Genomic DNA, 15,721 nt, shown 5'->3' on the forward strand with positions numbered 1-15,721 from the left:
CTTACTTTCTTATATGTTTTGAGAAATTTTTGTGTTCGCTTTTAAAAAGATCTTCTTCAGAAAAACTTTTGAAATATTCATATGTTTTTTTCAAGCCCTCTTGTCTATCAACTTTGGGCTCCCAATCTAGTATTTCTTTTGCTTTTGAAATATTGGGTTGTCGTTGCATAGGATCATCTTTGGGCAACGGCTTAAATACAATTTTCTGTTTGGTACCGGTTAATTTGATGATTTCTTCAGCAAAATTTAATATGCTTATTTCATGAGGGTTACCAATGTTTACCGGTAGGGTATAATCGCTCATTAACAACCTATATAGGCCCTCTACTTGATCATCAACGTAACAGAAGGAGCGTGTTTGAGAACCATCACCAAAAACCGTTAAATCTTCACCTCTTAGGGCTTGCCCTAAAAATGCAGGAATTACTCGACCGTCATTAAGGCGCATTCTAGGACCGTAGGTGTTAAAAATACGTGCGATACGAGTTTCTAAACCATGAAAACGGTGATAGGCCATTGTGATAGACTCTTGAAATCTTTTTGCTTCGTCATAAACCCCTCTTGGACCTATGGTATTTACGTTACCGTAGTATTCTTCGTTTTGAGGATGTACTAATGGATCTCCATAAACTTCAGAAGTTGATGCGATAAGAATACGTGCTTTTTTTTCTTTGGCTAATCCTAACAAATTGTGTGTTCCTAAAGAACCTACTTTTAGGGTTTGAATAGGAATTTTTAAATAATCAATTGGGCTTGCCGGAGATGCAAAGTGTAAAATGTAATCAACCTTACCGGGTACGTGTACAAACTTGGTAACATCGTGGTGGTAGAAGTGAAAATCTTCGTTTTGAAAAAGGTGCTCAATATTTTTTAAATCACCGGTAATGAGATTATCCATGCCTATTACTTCAAAACCTTCTGAAATAAATCGATCTGACAGGTGAGACCCTAAAAATCCTGCTGCTCCGGTTATTAAAATTCTTTTTTTCATAATATTATCTTCCTATTGAAATGTATGAAAACCCTTCTTTTTTAACATCTTCTACATTGTATAAATTTCTTCCGTCAAAGATTACTGGATTGTTTAACAGCTCCTTAATTTTATTGAAATCTGGTGTTCTAAAGATGCTCCATTCTGTACAAATTAATAATGCATCACTATTATTAAGAGCATCGTACATAGAGGTTGCATATTGAATCGAGTCACCAAATTGTTTTTTAATGTTTTCCATTGCTTCGGGATCAAAAACAGTGAGTTTTGCACCTTTTTCTAGCAATCCTTTCATCATATCGATTGATGGAGCCTCCCGTATATCGTCTGTTTCTGGTTTAAAAGCTAAGCCCCAAATGGCAATTTGTTTTCCGTTTAAGTTATTATTGAAATGTGCTTCAATTTTTGGGAGTAGAATGGTTTTTTGTTTATTGTTTATGTCAATTACGGCATTTAAAATTTTAAAATCATAGTGCTCATCTCTACCAGATTTCTGTAATGCTTTTACATCTTTTGGAAAACAAGATCCGCCGTAGCCAATCCCAGGAAATAAAAATCGTTTTCCTATACGTGAGTCGGTACCCATCCCGGCACGTACTTTATCAACATCTGCTCCTACTTTTTCGCAGTAGTTGGCAATTTCATTCATAAAAGTAATCTTGGTTGCCAAGAATGAATTGGCTGCATACTTGGTTAATTCTGCAGATTTTTCATCCATCACAAGTATTGGATTTCCAGATCGCACAAATGGTGCGTACAGTTTTTGCATTAATTGGGTCGCTTTTTCACTGCTAGAACCTATGACAATACGTTCGGGTTTTAAAAAATCGTCTACGGCAAAGCCTTCTCTTAAAAATTCAGGATTTGAAACAACATCAAAGTCACATTGTGCATTTTTTGAAATAACGGTTTTTACTTTTTCGGCAGTGCCTACAGGGACTGTACTTTTATCAACTATTACTTTATAGTTTTTTATTTTTTTCCCTATTTCTTCAGAAACATTAAGAACATATGAAAGATCTGCAGAACCATCTTCATCTTCGGGGGTTGGTAATGCTAGAAATATAATCTCGCCATGAGCCAATCCTTCATCTAGTGAGGTTGTAAACTGTAAACGATTGGCTTCAATATTTCTTTCAAAAAGTACGTCTAGGTGTGGTTCATAAATAGGTACCACGCCATTTCGCATACCTTGTACTTTTTTCTCATCTATATCTACACAAATTACTTCGTTCCCTGTTTCGGCTAGACATGTACCGGTTACTAATCCTACATAACCTGTTCCTACAACTGTTATTTTCATTTTTAACCCTTAATTTTAAGTGAGCAAAAATACAATTTGATTGCATTTTACCCTTCTTTTATAGTCTTGTTTTGTTCTTTATTTATTTTTAATACTAGAATAATTAAAATAAAACCAATATAGTAGGCTCCCATTTGTCTTTGAAAAACATTTTCAACCATGCAATACATAATGAGTGTTGCGAGTAATGCTGTGTAATAAAAATTATTTCTGTTTTTTACAAATAGCGTAATTACAAAAGCAGCAAAAAGCAAAAAGCCTATAACACCTGAGCTTAGATATAAATCTAAAAATTGATTGTGAGCATTATACCGCTTTGAGGTGAATTGATTTTTTTTATACGTATCATCAATAGTAGTCTGATAACAAGAAACCAATTGATCTTTTGTGCCGTAAAAGCCAAATCCGCTCCAGTTAATTGATTTGTTTTCAATGTTGTTAATAGCACATTCCCACGTTATAGATCTGGTTTCCCAGGTTGTGGTATTTACCAAAAAGTTTTGCGCCGCTTTTGCAATTCCCTTTTTTTGAGTAGATCCTGTAAAGACACTAAGATATAGTATACAGCAAAGTGTTAGGGCTCCTATAACTATTGGAATTCTTATTTTTTTATTGTTTCCGTAAAGTTGTCTTATTACTAATAATACTGCAAGAAGGGCTATTGATATTTTTGAACCTATTAAAAATAGAAATAGCGTGTTTGCTATAATATTTGCAAAGTAGTATCGGTTTACCGGGTGAAATTTTGGCTTAAAAGAATTATACGAGACCAAAATGCTTAATACACATAAAAAGCCTAAATAAAGCCTGTCTATAAGTAGTGCTTCAATTACCTGAGGGGAACTTCCAAACTGAAACTCAGTAATGGTATTGGTAAGAATAATAATATTAATAACCGAAAACACAATTGCTGCAAAAGAAGAAAAGAGAATTGCTTTATTAATTTTATCAAAACACTGAATGGGAATATACAGTATCACAAGACCCAGGCATAAAAGTATTTTTTTAATAACCGTAAAATCTTCTTCAAGCCTATTAAAAACCAATGCATTTAGTATTAAATAGAGGCAAAAACTCGTGAAAATAAGAGCAGGGATTGTTTTAATTTTTGAAAAATCTGTCTTCTTCACTACAAAAGGAAACGCTACCACCAATACAGCCAGTAGAATATTGGGCAAGGCTCTTGTGTATTCATCAAAGGGTATTGTAAAAAACAATAACAGATAGATGTATGGGTAAATGGCACTAAGTAAAACCTTCATTATTTGCGAATGCTTTTTACGGGTTGAAGGTACTGAAAATTAATCACAATTTTTCTTTTGAAAAATCAAATATAACTAGTTTAAAATTATATATTTGTTTCCAGTGAATAAATTTATACTCCCTTTTATTTCTCTTTTTTAAGAATTTCTTTATGATTATATTAATCTCGGGTGGAGCTGGTTTTGTTGGATCAAGCCTTTGTTTAAAATTAAAAGAAAAGTACCCCAATTATAAAATTATTGCTTTTGATAATTTAAAACGAAGAGGGGCAGAATTAAATTTAATTGATTTTAAAAAAAACAATATAAAGTTTATTCACGGTGATATACGTAATAGAGAGGACTTTGATGAAATTGGTGAGATTGATGTTTTTATAGAAGCATCTGCAGAGCCTTCGGTAATGGCTGGCATAAACTCTAATCCTTCTTATGTAATTAATAACAATTTTGTAGGTTCTGTAAACTGTTTTAATTACTGCTTAAAGTATGATGCTAAGTTAATTTTTCTCTCTACTAGCAGAGTTTATCCTATAGAGAAAATTGAAAATGCAAACTTTATTGAAGAAGCTACTCGATTTTCATTTGATAAAAATCAAACAGAGGAAGGTATTTCAAATTTAGGAATATCAGAAAAATTAAATTTACTAGGACCTCGTTCCTTTTATGGAACAACAAAACTCTCTTCTGAACTTTTAATTCAAGAATATGTTGAGTTTTATGGTTTAAAAGCTGCTATTACTCGTTTTGGAGTCATTGCGGGGCCTAGACAAATGGGAAAAACAGATCAAGGTGTGGTGACTTTATGGATGGCCAAACATTATTGGAAACAACCCCTAAAATATATTGGTTACGGAGGTCTAGGCAAGCAAGTAAGAGACATATTACATATCGAAGATTTAATCTCTATTGTTGAAAAACAAATTCACCACACTGAAAAGTTTAACGGTAAAATATATAATGCAGGAGGCGGAGTTGATGTTTCGGCATCACTTTTAGAAATGACGTCTATTTGTGAAAAGATAACAGGTAATTCAATACCAATTGGCAAAATACAAGAAACACGGCCAGCAGATCTACGAGCATACATTACAGACAATTCTAAAATTAAAAATGAAATTGGTTGGGAGCCTCAAAAATCAGTTGAAGATATTTTTAACGATATTTTTAACTGGATTAACCAAAATGAAAAGCAACTTGAGGGAATTTTAAAATAAAAACACATTATGGAAACAATATGCTTGATAACAGGATCTTCAGGTTTAATAGGAAGTGAGTCTGTTTCATTCTTTAAAGATAAATTTGATAAGATAATTGGAATTGACAATGACATGCGAGCCTACTTTTTTGGAGATGAAGCCTCAACAAAATGGAATGCCAAAAGATTAGAGAACTCAATTGAAACCTTCAAACAATACGAAGCTGATATACGCAAAGTAGAAGAACTAGAAGCAATTTTTAAAAAGTATGGCGATTCAATTCAATTAATTATTCATACCGCTGCGCAGCCAAGCCATGATTGGGCTGCAAAAGAGCCTTTTACAGATTTTACTGTTAATGCAAACGGTACACTCAATATGTTAGAGATGACCCGTCAATATTGCCCTAAAGCTACTTTCATATTCACCTCAACGAACAAAGTGTATGGTGACACTCCAAACCATTTACCATTGATAGAGAAAGAAAAGCGATGGGAAATTGATGAAAATCATCCATATTACAAAGAAGGAATTGATGAACAAATGAGCATTGATCAAACCAAGCACTCATTATTTGGTGCCTCAAAAGTAGCTGCAGATGTACTTGTTCAAGAATATGGAAAGTATTTTGAGATGAATACGGGTACTTTTAGGGGTGGCTGTTTAACCGGACCTAATCATTCAGGTACGCAACTACACGGGTTTTTATCATATTTAATGAAATGTGCTATTACCGGTGACAAATACACTATTTTTGGATATCAAGGCAAACAAGTGCGAGACAACATACATAGCTGGGATTTAGTAAACATGTTCTGGCACTTTCATAAAAATCCAAAACAAGGAGAAGTCTACAATGCAGGAGGAGGAAGGTATTCGAACTGTTCTATGGCTGAAGCTATAGAAATGTGTGAAGAAATCACAGGAAAAAAGATGAACTATGAATATTCTGAAACTAACAGGATTGGAGATCATATCTGGTGGATAAGTGATGTATCAAAGTTTAAAAAACATTATCCTGATTGGAATCATACTTATAATGTCAAAGACATTTTGAATCAGATTTTCGCAGCCTTTTCAGAAAGAGAAAAATCATGATTTTAAGCGTTGTTATTCCTGCATATAATGAAGCAGAGTCTATTAGTATAACTGTTAGCCAAATAGCTAATAAGCTACAAAAAGAGAAAATAAGCTATGAACTATTTGTAGTTAATGATAATTCTAAAGATAATACGCTAACCGTTTTAAAAAACCTTCAAAAAGAATATCCTTCTCTTCGATATGAGACGAATCAAGGACCTAATGGATTTGGATATGCAGTTCGTTATGGTCTCGAGCGGTTTAATGGTGATTGTGTAGCTGTTATGATGGCAGATATGTCTGACTCTCCAGATGATTTAGTTTTGTTTTACAGAACTATGGTAAAGGGTAATTATGATTGTGTTTTTGGCAGTCGTTTTATTAAAGGAGGTAAGCTAATTGATTACCCTTTTCTAAAGAAAATAGTTAATCGAATGGCAAATTTTATAATTAGGCTTTTTATGGGTATACGTTATAACGACACTACCAATGCATTTAAACTATATAGAAAAGAAACTATCGAAGGTATAAAACCTTTTCTAGCCCCTCACTTCAATCTTACTATAGAGTTACCCTTAAAAGCAATTATTAGAGGGTATACATATACAGTTGTCCCTAATTCTTGGACAAATAGACAATATGGAGAATCAAAACTTAAGATTCGTGAAATGGGAGGACGCTATTTCTTTATCTTACTATACTGCTTTATTGAAAAATATTTTTCAAAAGGGGATTTCAAGAAAAAATGGTAAAATTTATTTATCGATTTTTTCATATCTAATTAGCTTAGTGCTTTTAATGTTGTACATATTTCTGAAGGTAATCGATTCTACCTCTTTATAGCCCTCAACCACAGGGATGCTATCTTTGTATTGAGGAACAAAAGCTCTGAGGTGTGTCACAACAAAATATTGGTCTGGAGGAGTTTTACTTAAAATCATATTCTTGAATGGCCCAAAATGATTTCGAATGTTTTTAAGATGATTTAATTGTAAGTAATGTGAGAAATACCTTCGATCTCTCGAAAGATAAAATACGTGAGCTTCTGGATCCATTTCCCTTACTTTTTCTACTGTCTCTCTATAAGTAGTCGTATATGAAAAATAAGGATTGGTATTTAAAAAAAGAACTAATATGCTATATATGCTAATTATTGTAAAAATACCAGTGCGCAGTTTTTTGTTGTGAATCTTTACAAGATAAAACGCAAGTAGAATAACCACTGGAACAACTAATGGCACAAAATATCTATTTACCATCATAGAAATAGTAAACGTAGATCTTATAAAAGGAATAAAAAAGTACGTTACCAACCAAATAATAACTATGGTTAACCCAAAGTGTTCACCTTTAAAAATATCCCTTATTTTTTTATGATAATTAATGAATTTTCTTGTCGTTAAATAAAGTATCGTAAACCCAAGCAAAACTAAAGACGCACTTGATAAAACATAATCATTAAAGAAAATTTTTAAATAATCATAAATTAAACTTGGTGTTGCAGGATCTCTCCAGGTTTGAAACTTTTTATCGGCTCTTTTGAGTAAAAATTGTAGCCAAAATAAGAATAGTATATTTGGCAATGCAAAAGTCACAATATAGTGAAGTGCTTTTGCTTTAAACTTTTTCCAATCAATAAGTAGAAAAAATGCTACAAACTGAGACGCTATTACTAAAAGCCCAAAATAATGCGTGTAAAGCATCGCTGTACTAGAAAGTATATATAAAATCGCATATTTTCTAAAGTAACCATCTTTGATAAGTTTAACAAAGTAATAAAACGAAAACGTAGCTAGAACAGTTAATAGAGCATACGATCTTGCTTCTTGGCTATACCTAATTAAAAAAGAATTTAAAATCAATAAAACAAATGCGTATAATGCTACTTTTTTATTAAATAATTCTTTTGTTAATAGATATCCTGCGTATACTCCCCATACGCCAAAAAACACATTTATTAACCGTATAGTTATATCGTTGTGAACAAATAATTTTGACCAAAGATTCGTTAAAATAGTATGTAACGGTGGATGAACATCTCCCTTCATTATCTGTATTATATCAAAGGTAGAATATCTTGGATGAGATGTAACAGCGGTAAGTAACTCATCACTCCATAACCCTTCATAAGTCAAATTAAAAACTCTAAGGATAAATGCAATGATAAGGCCTGCATAAATTAAATACTTTGTTTTTATATTTATTTTCATAATTACTTATTTAATTACGCTTCTACACGATTAATTTATAAATGATTTTTCCTCCTCCGTTTTAAATAACAAGCAATATAAAAGTATGAAGTGATACAAACCTCTTTGTCTCCACAAGTATGATTCGGTTATGAAAACAGCTAACATAATAAAAAAAAGTGCTATAAAGAATATATCATTATTTGAAAGGTATTGCTTAAAGAGAACAATTAATAATAAACCAACAAATAACAACCCAAAAACACCTAGTTCGGCAAAGGCTTGGAGGTATTGATTGTGAAAATTGTAAGTGTAATAACCTTGCCAAAGATTATATTCTTTTTGTTTTTCAATTATCTTACTTTGAGACGTGTTAATGCCATATCCTGCTAAAAAAGCATCGTCTCTGTCCAACATTTCATAAAAAATACGTCCTTGAAACAACCGTATTGTTGTGCCAGTCCAGTCATAAACTTTGTTGAATTTTTCTTTAGAAAAAACTTCCTCAATGTTTGACGCTTTTATCTCTCTAGTAAACCTTTTTTTTACAGGATTAGGAAATAAAACAAGCGCTATTAGTACTACAATTAAAACCAGTACAGAACCTGTGACGGTCTTTCTGTTAAACGTTTTAAATAATCCAAAAACCGACACCAGAAAAGTTGCTACTACCACCGTTTTTGAAGCTAACAAAAACAGAAAAACCGAAAGTATAAGTAGTGCTAATACCGAAAGCAGTGTTTTTTTAACTTTAAAAAGCAAGAAAATAATACACAACGAACATAATACCGAAACGTAAATAGCATTTAAGTCTAATATTGATACCAAGGCATGGTAAAAAAAGACGCTACTATCATTGGTTTCAACAAAATTGACAGCCGCAACTACCATAAAAAACAAGGCATAGGCTGCCATTCCCAGTGAGAAATAGTAAAATATTGCTTTTTTCGAATTTTGAGTGATAGAAGGCATACATATAAACGCAAGCGGAATAACAATTAAACCTAATTGTCTTTCTAGCCCTCTAATAGATTCATCTATATTAATGCTCCATGCTAATGAAAGAACCATCAACCCATATAACCCAAAAGGAATTAAATAAGCAGAGTTCCATTGCGGCTTATGGTATTTTAAAGAAACAAGTGAAACTGCAACTAATGCTATAAGAATCCCAGTGCTATATCCATATTGTAAAGGTATAGCAAGTAATAAGCTACATATAAGAAAAACAAACGTTTTTTGAGAAGTTACTATATTAGCTGTTTTGGGCATAGGTCTCTTTCATGTATTCTAGATAGGAAGTATTTATTATTTCCCAAGAATACGTGGTTTCTATTTTTGATGTATTATTTTTTAAATACGTTTCCCAATTCTGTTTGGTGTCTATTTCAGAAAGTAATTTTGCTATTTCTTCACTTGTAGAAAAATAAAATGCGTCTTTGCCTAATATGGTAGCATTAAATTCATTTTTATGAGCCACAATCAAAGCATTTGATGCCATAGCTTCCAGCAAAGAAGGATTGGTGCCTCCCACGGTATGACCATGAAAATATAGATTTGAATAGTAGCGCAGATTGTCAAGGTGATTTTGATTATAAATACCTCCTAAAAACTTGATGTTTGATTGGTCTTTATACTTATTGGTAAGGTAGGTACCAAATGAGTTTGTGTCGTTCTTTCCAACCACTAAAAAAGGCATCTCTAAATTTGATTGCGCCACGCCGTCTAAAATTACTTCAATGCTGTTTTCTGGCTCCATACGAGCAATAAGCATATTATAAGAATACGGTTTAACACCATATTGGTTTATAATTTCTTCTTCGGGGTTTGAAAAAACAAAAGCGCCGTAGGGAATGTATTTTGAATCTACTGAATAGGTTTCTTTCAAATAATTTTGAATACCTATTGAATCTGAAATTAAAAAATCACTGCTTTTTACAGCCAATGACTCTGCGTATTTTAAAAACTTTCTTACCGGCTTGTTATATTTTGAGCGTTTCCACTCAAGGCCGTCCATATTGGTTATAATAATTGGCTTTTTGGGTAACAACTTATACCAAATAGAATTACTAGTATACCCTAACTGAAGCAAGATGTCAAAATCACGCTTTCTAGCATCTTTAATACAATTGTAATCATAGATAAACTGGCCCGGAGTTCCTATTTTGTCTTCCGGGTCTTTACAATGAATTAAAGTAACTCCTTCATAGGTGTTTTTTTGGTAGGGATGATTATTAGAACAATACACATATGTTTGATGTCCTTTTTTTTGTAAATACACTGAAAAAAATTCAGCAAATTGTTCAAAACCTCCGTGGTAATTAGGTATTCCCCGTGTTCCTAGTATCCCTATCTTCAAAGTATTCAAGTTGTTTTAATGCAAAAATACCGCCAACGAGCATAATAGCCATATCATACGGCTTAAAGAGGCCTGTAACGGTAAAACTGGTTACAATAATATAAAAACTGCAACCAACTATAAGATTATTATATGATTTTTGTAAAAATGTACGGTTTTTTACATAATAAAAGGAATACAAATATAGAATCAACATTATATAGATGATACTTCCTAAAATACCGGTTTTAAAATACACATAGGCAAACCCATTATGAGTAAGTGAAAGGTACTGTGTATATTCATTATTAAGTTTTGCTTCAAAGCCAATATCTATGGTAGAACCAAACCCTTGACCAAATACCCAAGCTTTGTCTTCGTTATTTTCATCAAACACTACACTGGCTTCATATCCTCTCCAGTGTTTCCACAACTCTCTTCGGTCTAGCTTATTAACGTTTACATCTTCAAAATTAAAACTTTCAGAAAAGGAGTTTTTTATTTTGTATAGAAATGAATCTATCATTCCGCCGTCTTTTTGTGCGGGTTCGTAGACACTTAAAAAAGCAAAGAAAAACGATCCTATTACCAGTCCGGCGGCTAACCCTAAAGCTCCTTTGTTATTCAGCTTTAAATAACCATAATAGGCAAGGATTATTAAAAATGTAACCACCAACATGGTTCTTGAAAAATAAAGTAAAAAGGAAAGGCTTAAAATGCTCGTTAAAACAATAAAAGTAAGTGTGTTTTTACGTTTTCTAACAGGTAGGTCTTTTATACAAATCAATAATGCCAATGCAACAGTTTCAACGTGATTGTACCTTCCAAAAGCTGCTCTTATTTGCTCGATACTCGTAGAAAAGTTTGAGGCATAAACAACCATAGTTGCTAAGTGCATAAAGGCATACGCGCCTCCCATCCAAACGAGGGTACTGAAAAAGGCTGTTTTACTTTTCAGCTTTTTTACGATAAAATAGGTGCAGCTTAGTACTAAAATGGGCCTCGTAAAATATATAAAGTCTTTAATGAAATAATAATAATCCATTTCTGGATTAAAAACTTTAAAACTTCCTATAAGAACCAAAACAGCCAAAAAAGCAACTAATAAAAGGGCTTTACTTGAGAGTTTTGCATTAAAAAATGCTATAAATAAAAAAGCCGAACATACAAATGAGATTTCAACACTTGCATATTCAAGTGAAATAATTAATAATACTAACCCTATTTTGTATAACAACTGTTTCATTTATAGTATTTGGCTGTAAAATTTTTTAAATTTAGTATACATCGTTGTTATAGAAAATTGATCAACTGCAGCTGTATATGCGTTATTTTCTATTTTTTGCTTCAATATAGGGTTTTCCATCGCCTTTATTAATGCCTTTGTAAAATCTTCTTCGTTATTGGGTTCAAAAAACAAACCTGTTTTTTCATCTTCCAATATGGTAGAAATACCACCAATTTTTGAAGCAACAACAAGCTTTTTTGCCAACATCGCTTCAACCACAATGAGTCCGAATGATTCAGGTTCAGTTGAAGGAACGGTTACAATATCTAACGATTCTAGCACCGGAAAAATAGTCTCTTGAAAGTCTAAGAAAGCAACTTTATCTGTCAAATCCAGATCTGAAATAGTCTCTTTTAAGTTTGAAAGAAAAAACTCTTGATTGGGTGGCGGCGAACCTATAAAACAAAGTTTTGCCTTGGGATAGCTGCTGCTCAATTTTTTAAATGAATTAAGCAATAATGTATGCCCTTTTAATCTGTTTATTCTACCAACCAATCCTATTAACAAATCGTCTTCTGAAGCATTAAAAAGCTCTTTTCTTTTATTGATTCTATCATCTTTAGACAAAGGCGGTGTGGTGTTATCAACACCGTTAACAATAGTAACAGACTTTTTTTGCAACGAAGGGCAAATACCGTTATAAAACTCTTGAGTCGCTACTGAATTATAAACAATATGGTTGGCAAAAAAACGCAAGTAATTTTTAAAAAAGAACTGAGCTGCCTTTGGTCTATCCATGATTTCATGAACATGAACAATGTGTTTCTTTTTTCTGAAGAAACAATATATACCTCCAAACATTGTTGCTAGGGTATTGGATTGTATACAAGCAATATCAAGGTTTTTTGTTGCTTTTTTGAAGGTTTTTTTAGCTTTAAAATATTCTTTGGCCAACGTAAACACACCAAAAGATTTGAGCATGGATCGTGTGAGTTTAACAACCGGCATTTCAATCATATCAATACCTTCAGCTCGTAAGATTTCTTTTAATGGACCTTCTTCATAAGGCATGCAAACTATAGGGTTGTATGCCGAAGACTCTTCTTTTAATCGCCTTACCAAAAACAATAATACTTTGGAAGAGCCATACATATCTGATGAGATACTTACAAAAACTATGTTCTTTTTACGTTTCATAGTTGAAGTATTTAAAATCTAATCTGTACAATTTTTGAATGCTTTTTTTATCTTCCTCGCTTAAGGATAAAGGTTGCCTCTTAAAAAGGTTTTCAACTTTTAAATGCTTGAGTAGAGAGGGTTTTTTTAGCAATAATGCAATTCCACGTTTTAATCCTTTTTCAGATTTATTTACGTGAGGTAAGGTTGCATTGTGCAGTCCTGCTTTATCAAAAACAACTTTACAATCTTCTTCAATAGTTTCTAGCTTGCCTACAAAATCTACCAGTAAATCATTTGAATCACTGTACAAATAATCATATTGAGGTAAAAAGAAAAAGTGGTTGTCTTGAATTTTTTGTGGTAATATTTGGTTTACAAATGTTGAAAACGAAATAATTCTTGAGTACCCCAAATATTTATATAGTGAAATGGTGCGGTTATATGGGTTTCTTACAAATGAAAAGGTAAAATACGTATTATACGTTTGGGCATCAATGTATCCTAACTCTACATAGTCTTTTGCTTTTAAATGGGCTAGACGATAAGGACCTTTCTCGTGCTTTTCTTTTTTACGAAGCAACAATGCATCACGAGTTTGCCAATTAAGACCTAGGTCTCTCAAAAAGACAGTTTCTATACTTTGTCCCGCCACTTTTGGAATGTGAACAAATAGAGTGTTATGCTTTTTGCTAATCATTTTTGAAATTCCATTTTTGTGTTAAGGGTTGTTGAATAAGGTTTTCTGTCTTTTTTACATCATCCTTAAAATAGCGTTTTAACCTCGTTATCGTTTCTTCTGAAAGGCTTGTTTTTTCTGTTTCTTTGTAAAAAAATTGCTGTTTAACTTTTTCGGTCCAAGCTTCAGGAATCAATTTTTGTATGGAGCGTTTTACTTTTTCTTGACGTAAAATGTCCAATGCTTTTTTATTCTTTATCGCTTGTGTTTTATTGTAAACTTCATCTGCCGCGTACTTTGAAAATGATTGAATACCTAAAAACGAGTAAATATCATGAAACGCTTTTTCTTTATTTTTGGTCCAATCTTCATAAATCAAAACCTTTATATTTTCAGAAGGAAAGCAATCAAAATAGGGTTTTACTTGGTTGAAATAACTGCTCATTTCTAAATACATATTACCGCCTCCCCAAATTGGTTTTTTAGGGGCATTTAATGCTTCTTCAAATGTTTTTTCAGTTTCATACCCTGTATTATAATGCATCAAATAATGGCTGTATGCTCTGTCAATAGGGTTTCTAAGCGATAGTATGATTTTGGCTTCGCTATTATGTTCAAAAATTCGCTTTGCTGTATCACGATCCCAAAGATAAGAAGGGCTTACATCTCCTTTTAATTGCGTTGCTTTCGCCGGTAAAAATAGGTTATTGTATACCTTTTGAGATGCTATAATCTTCATATGATATTTTTTATCATACTTAGGTTCTTTATACACTTCTTTATCTAACGACTGAACGCTGGAGAAGTAATTACATTCTTTTACATTGGGTAAAAAAATGTCGGGATGTTGTGACAAATAACTGTACAACGTTGTCGTTCCTGCTCTTGCAGCTCCTATAACAAAAAAATGTACCGTTGCCTCTTTCATTATAACGTTAAAAAGGTTTTTACTTTATCTTTTCTATAAATATAGATTGCAGCAACTATATTCCATAAAACAGTACTTGTGGTTGTCGCAATTGCAGCGCCTAATATTCCGTATTCAGGAATTAATAGGAGGTTTAAAGCAACGTTTAACGCAAAAGCCACCAATAAAATTTTTTGAAGCACATTCTGTTTATTAGTCATATTCATATAAACGCCTACAGATCCGCACAAAGCATTCACTGCTTGCCCTAATAACAACACATATAATGCGCTTTTAGCTACTGTATAATCGGGTCCAAATAGATTCAAAATAAAATCTGCAAAAATAAATACGATTAAAATAGCCGGAGAGGTAAGCACAAAAATAAGCCGTGTAGACCGTTTTATTGTATCGCGTAGGCTTTCTAGTTTATTTGAATTAAAGAGTTCTGAAAAGGTAGGAGAATAAACCGTATTGACTGATGCAAGTACTAAAGATATAATTGTTGTAAGCTTAATGGCTACTGAATAAAAAGCCACCATCTCAAAAGAGCTAAATTTACTTAACAATATAACATCAACGCTTTGCATTAATAAATACGTGATTGCGCTAATGGCCATAGGCCCAGATCGTTTAAAAATGCTTTTGAAACTTATATCAAAACTCTTTGGGTCACTAGTGATTTTAGAAAAATAAACTCCTAAATAAATGGTCGAAACGATAGCGAGAAACAGAAAATTGAGTAAAAAGACATCAACTAATAAATGTGTGTTTCCGGTGTAGAAAATAATTAAAATGAGAATGAAAAAAGGAGCATATCGCATTACATTTCTGTAAACTTCAGACATATACGTTTTTTCAATTGCTCTAAAAACATCAATGTTTAAAAGCGTTAAGCCATATAAAAAAAGTGTCGATACTGTTTTAAAAACTAATACAGCAACATCTTTTTCAAAAATTGAGTTTATAAATTCTTTATTTACAAGTAAAGCCAACACAAAAAAAACAAGCGAAATACTTAACAGTATAAGCACCATTCTTTTATAAATATGCTTTAAATAATGTAGTGCTTTGTGGGCTTTTAAGTATCCTGAGTAATAAATGATTGATTGGTGCATACCAAAAACGCCAATTCCGCCCAAAAAAATAAGTAGTGATCTACTAAAGTCATATTGTCCTACTATGGTAGGGTCAAATTTATTGGTAAGAAATAAGGTAAGTGAAAAAAACAGTAATACGCCAACAATACGTAGAAAAAGAACTTTGATGCTTTTATCAACAAGCGGGTTTCTTATAAAGCTTTTTATACTGTTGAGGTCTTTCACTAAGTCCCATTTTTAACTATTTACTAAACAATTTTCGGCAAGCAGAA

Annotated in this window: 14 protein-coding genes; 3 read left to right on the forward strand and 11 right to left on the reverse strand. The window is 32.4% G+C overall.

The features are described from left to right. Window position 1 precedes the first annotated feature (1 nt). Genes INR76_RS03910 through INR76_RS03920 form a run of 3 tightly spaced genes read right to left on the reverse strand, consistent with a single transcriptional unit; the run spans window position 2 to window position 3,556 of the window. The gene (locus tag INR76_RS03910) at window positions 2-991 is read right to left on the reverse strand and encodes a UDP-glucuronic acid decarboxylase family protein (RefSeq protein ID WP_223109353.1); all 990 of its coding nucleotides are present in this window, start codon (window positions 989-991) and stop codon (window positions 2-4) included. 4 nt (window positions 992-995) lie between these two features. Then, window positions 996-2,294 carry a UDP-glucose/GDP-mannose dehydrogenase family protein gene (locus tag INR76_RS03915; protein WP_223109354.1) on the reverse strand — a complete coding sequence of 433 codons (1,299 nt, stop codon included), beginning with the start codon at window positions 2,292-2,294 and terminating at the stop codon, window positions 996-998. Between the two features lie 47 nt (window positions 2,295-2,341). Then, window positions 2,342-3,556: an O-antigen ligase gene (locus tag INR76_RS03920; RefSeq protein WP_223109355.1), complete on the reverse strand. Its 1,215-nt coding sequence runs from the start codon at window positions 3,554-3,556 to the stop codon at window positions 2,342-2,344. A gap of 152 nt (window positions 3,557-3,708) precedes the next feature. On the opposite strand from INR76_RS03920, the gene INR76_RS03925 reads away from it, so the two are divergent. The 3 genes from INR76_RS03925 to INR76_RS03935 are packed head-to-tail and all read left to right on the forward strand — an operon-like array spanning window position 3,709 to window position 6,584. Beyond that, the gene (locus tag INR76_RS03925) at window positions 3,709-4,770 is read left to right on the forward strand and encodes an NAD-dependent epimerase/dehydratase family protein (protein WP_223109356.1); all 1,062 of its coding nucleotides are present in this window, start codon (window positions 3,709-3,711) and stop codon (window positions 4,768-4,770) included. 9 nt (window positions 4,771-4,779) lie between these two features. Further along, a complete protein-coding gene (locus INR76_RS03930) occupies window positions 4,780-5,850 on the forward strand; it encodes an NAD-dependent epimerase/dehydratase family protein (protein ID WP_223109357.1) in 1,071 nt (356 codons plus the stop codon). After that, on the forward strand, window positions 5,847-6,584 hold the full coding sequence (locus tag INR76_RS03935) for a glycosyltransferase family 2 protein (RefSeq protein ID WP_223109358.1): 738 nt from the start codon (window positions 5,847-5,849) through the stop codon (window positions 6,582-6,584). The genes INR76_RS03930 and INR76_RS03935 overlap by 4 nt, the downstream gene beginning before the upstream one ends. Before the next feature lie 3 nt (window positions 6,585-6,587). On the opposite strand, the gene INR76_RS03940 is transcribed toward INR76_RS03935, so the two are convergent. The 8 genes from INR76_RS03940 to INR76_RS03975 are packed head-to-tail and all read right to left on the reverse strand — an operon-like array spanning window position 6,588 to window position 15,674. Continuing rightward, entirely contained in the window at window positions 6,588-8,042 is a 1,455-nt protein-coding gene (locus tag INR76_RS03940; RefSeq protein ID WP_223109359.1) for a glycosyltransferase family 39 protein, read from the reverse strand. Between the two features lie 30 nt (window positions 8,043-8,072). Beyond that, complete coding sequence (locus tag INR76_RS03945) at window positions 8,073-9,293, reverse strand: O-antigen ligase family protein (protein WP_223109360.1); 1,221 nt, start codon at window positions 9,291-9,293, stop codon at window positions 8,073-8,075. Beyond that, window positions 9,277-10,380: a DUF1972 domain-containing protein gene (locus INR76_RS03950; RefSeq protein ID WP_223109361.1), complete on the reverse strand. Its 1,104-nt coding sequence runs from the start codon at window positions 10,378-10,380 to the stop codon at window positions 9,277-9,279. The genes INR76_RS03945 and INR76_RS03950 overlap by 17 nt, the downstream gene beginning before the upstream one ends. Continuing rightward, window positions 10,343-11,605: a hypothetical protein gene (locus INR76_RS03955; RefSeq protein ID WP_223109362.1), complete on the reverse strand. Its 1,263-nt coding sequence runs from the start codon at window positions 11,603-11,605 to the stop codon at window positions 10,343-10,345. The genes INR76_RS03950 and INR76_RS03955 overlap by 38 nt, the downstream gene beginning before the upstream one ends. Next, window positions 11,606-12,784 (reverse strand): glycosyltransferase family 4 protein, encoded by a 1,179-nt coding sequence (locus INR76_RS03960; protein ID WP_223109363.1) that lies wholly within the window; start codon window positions 12,782-12,784, stop codon window positions 11,606-11,608. It abuts the gene before it with no gap. Next, complete coding sequence (locus INR76_RS03965; RefSeq protein WP_223109364.1) at window positions 12,774-13,463, reverse strand: sulfotransferase family protein; 690 nt, start codon at window positions 13,461-13,463, stop codon at window positions 12,774-12,776. The genes INR76_RS03960 and INR76_RS03965 overlap by 11 nt, the downstream gene beginning before the upstream one ends. Continuing rightward, entirely contained in the window at window positions 13,456-14,370 is a 915-nt protein-coding gene (locus tag INR76_RS03970; protein WP_223109365.1) for a sulfotransferase, read from the reverse strand. The genes INR76_RS03965 and INR76_RS03970 overlap by 8 nt, the downstream gene beginning before the upstream one ends. Continuing rightward, a complete protein-coding gene (locus INR76_RS03975; RefSeq protein WP_223109366.1) occupies window positions 14,370-15,674 on the reverse strand; it encodes an MATE family efflux transporter in 1,305 nt (434 codons plus the stop codon). Before INR76_RS03975 ends, INR76_RS03970 begins: the two co-directional genes overlap by 1 nt. Window positions 15,675-15,721 lie beyond the last annotated feature (47 nt).

The sequence above is a fragment of the Marixanthomonas sp. SCSIO 43207 genome (assembly GCF_019904255.1).
GTDB lineage: Bacteria > Bacteroidota > Bacteroidia > Flavobacteriales > Flavobacteriaceae > Marixanthomonas.

Excerpts from the sequence above, each read along its gene's own strand:
- INR76_RS03910 (WP_223109353.1), bottom strand. The coding sequence starts at position 991 with ATGAAAAAAAGAATTTTAATAACCGGAGCAGCAGGATTTTTAGGGTCT.
- INR76_RS03915 (WP_223109354.1), bottom strand. The coding sequence starts at position 2,294 with ATGAAAATAACAGTTGTAGGAACAGGTTATGTAGGATTAGTAACCGGT.
- INR76_RS03920 (WP_223109355.1), bottom strand. The coding sequence starts at position 3,556 with ATGAAGGTTTTACTTAGTGCCATTTACCCATACATCTATCTGTTATTG.
- INR76_RS03925 (WP_223109356.1), top strand. The coding sequence starts at position 3,709 with ATGATTATATTAATCTCGGGTGGAGCTGGTTTTGTTGGATCAAGCCTT.
- INR76_RS03930 (WP_223109357.1), top strand. The coding sequence starts at position 4,780 with ATGGAAACAATATGCTTGATAACAGGATCTTCAGGTTTAATAGGAAGT.
- INR76_RS03935 (WP_223109358.1), top strand. The coding sequence starts at position 5,847 with ATGATTTTAAGCGTTGTTATTCCTGCATATAATGAAGCAGAGTCTATT.
- INR76_RS03940 (WP_223109359.1), bottom strand. The coding sequence starts at position 8,042 with ATGAAAATAAATATAAAAACAAAGTATTTAATTTATGCAGGCCTTATC.
- INR76_RS03945 (WP_223109360.1), bottom strand. The coding sequence starts at position 9,293 with ATGCCCAAAACAGCTAATATAGTAACTTCTCAAAAAACGTTTGTTTTT.
- INR76_RS03955 (WP_223109362.1), bottom strand. The coding sequence starts at position 11,605 with ATGAAACAGTTGTTATACAAAATAGGGTTAGTATTATTAATTATTTCA.
- INR76_RS03960 (WP_223109363.1), bottom strand. The coding sequence starts at position 12,784 with ATGAAACGTAAAAAGAACATAGTTTTTGTAAGTATCTCATCAGATATG.
- INR76_RS03965 (WP_223109364.1), bottom strand. The coding sequence starts at position 13,463 with ATGATTAGCAAAAAGCATAACACTCTATTTGTTCACATTCCAAAAGTG.
- INR76_RS03970 (WP_223109365.1), bottom strand. The coding sequence starts at position 14,370 with ATGAAAGAGGCAACGGTACATTTTTTTGTTATAGGAGCTGCAAGAGCA.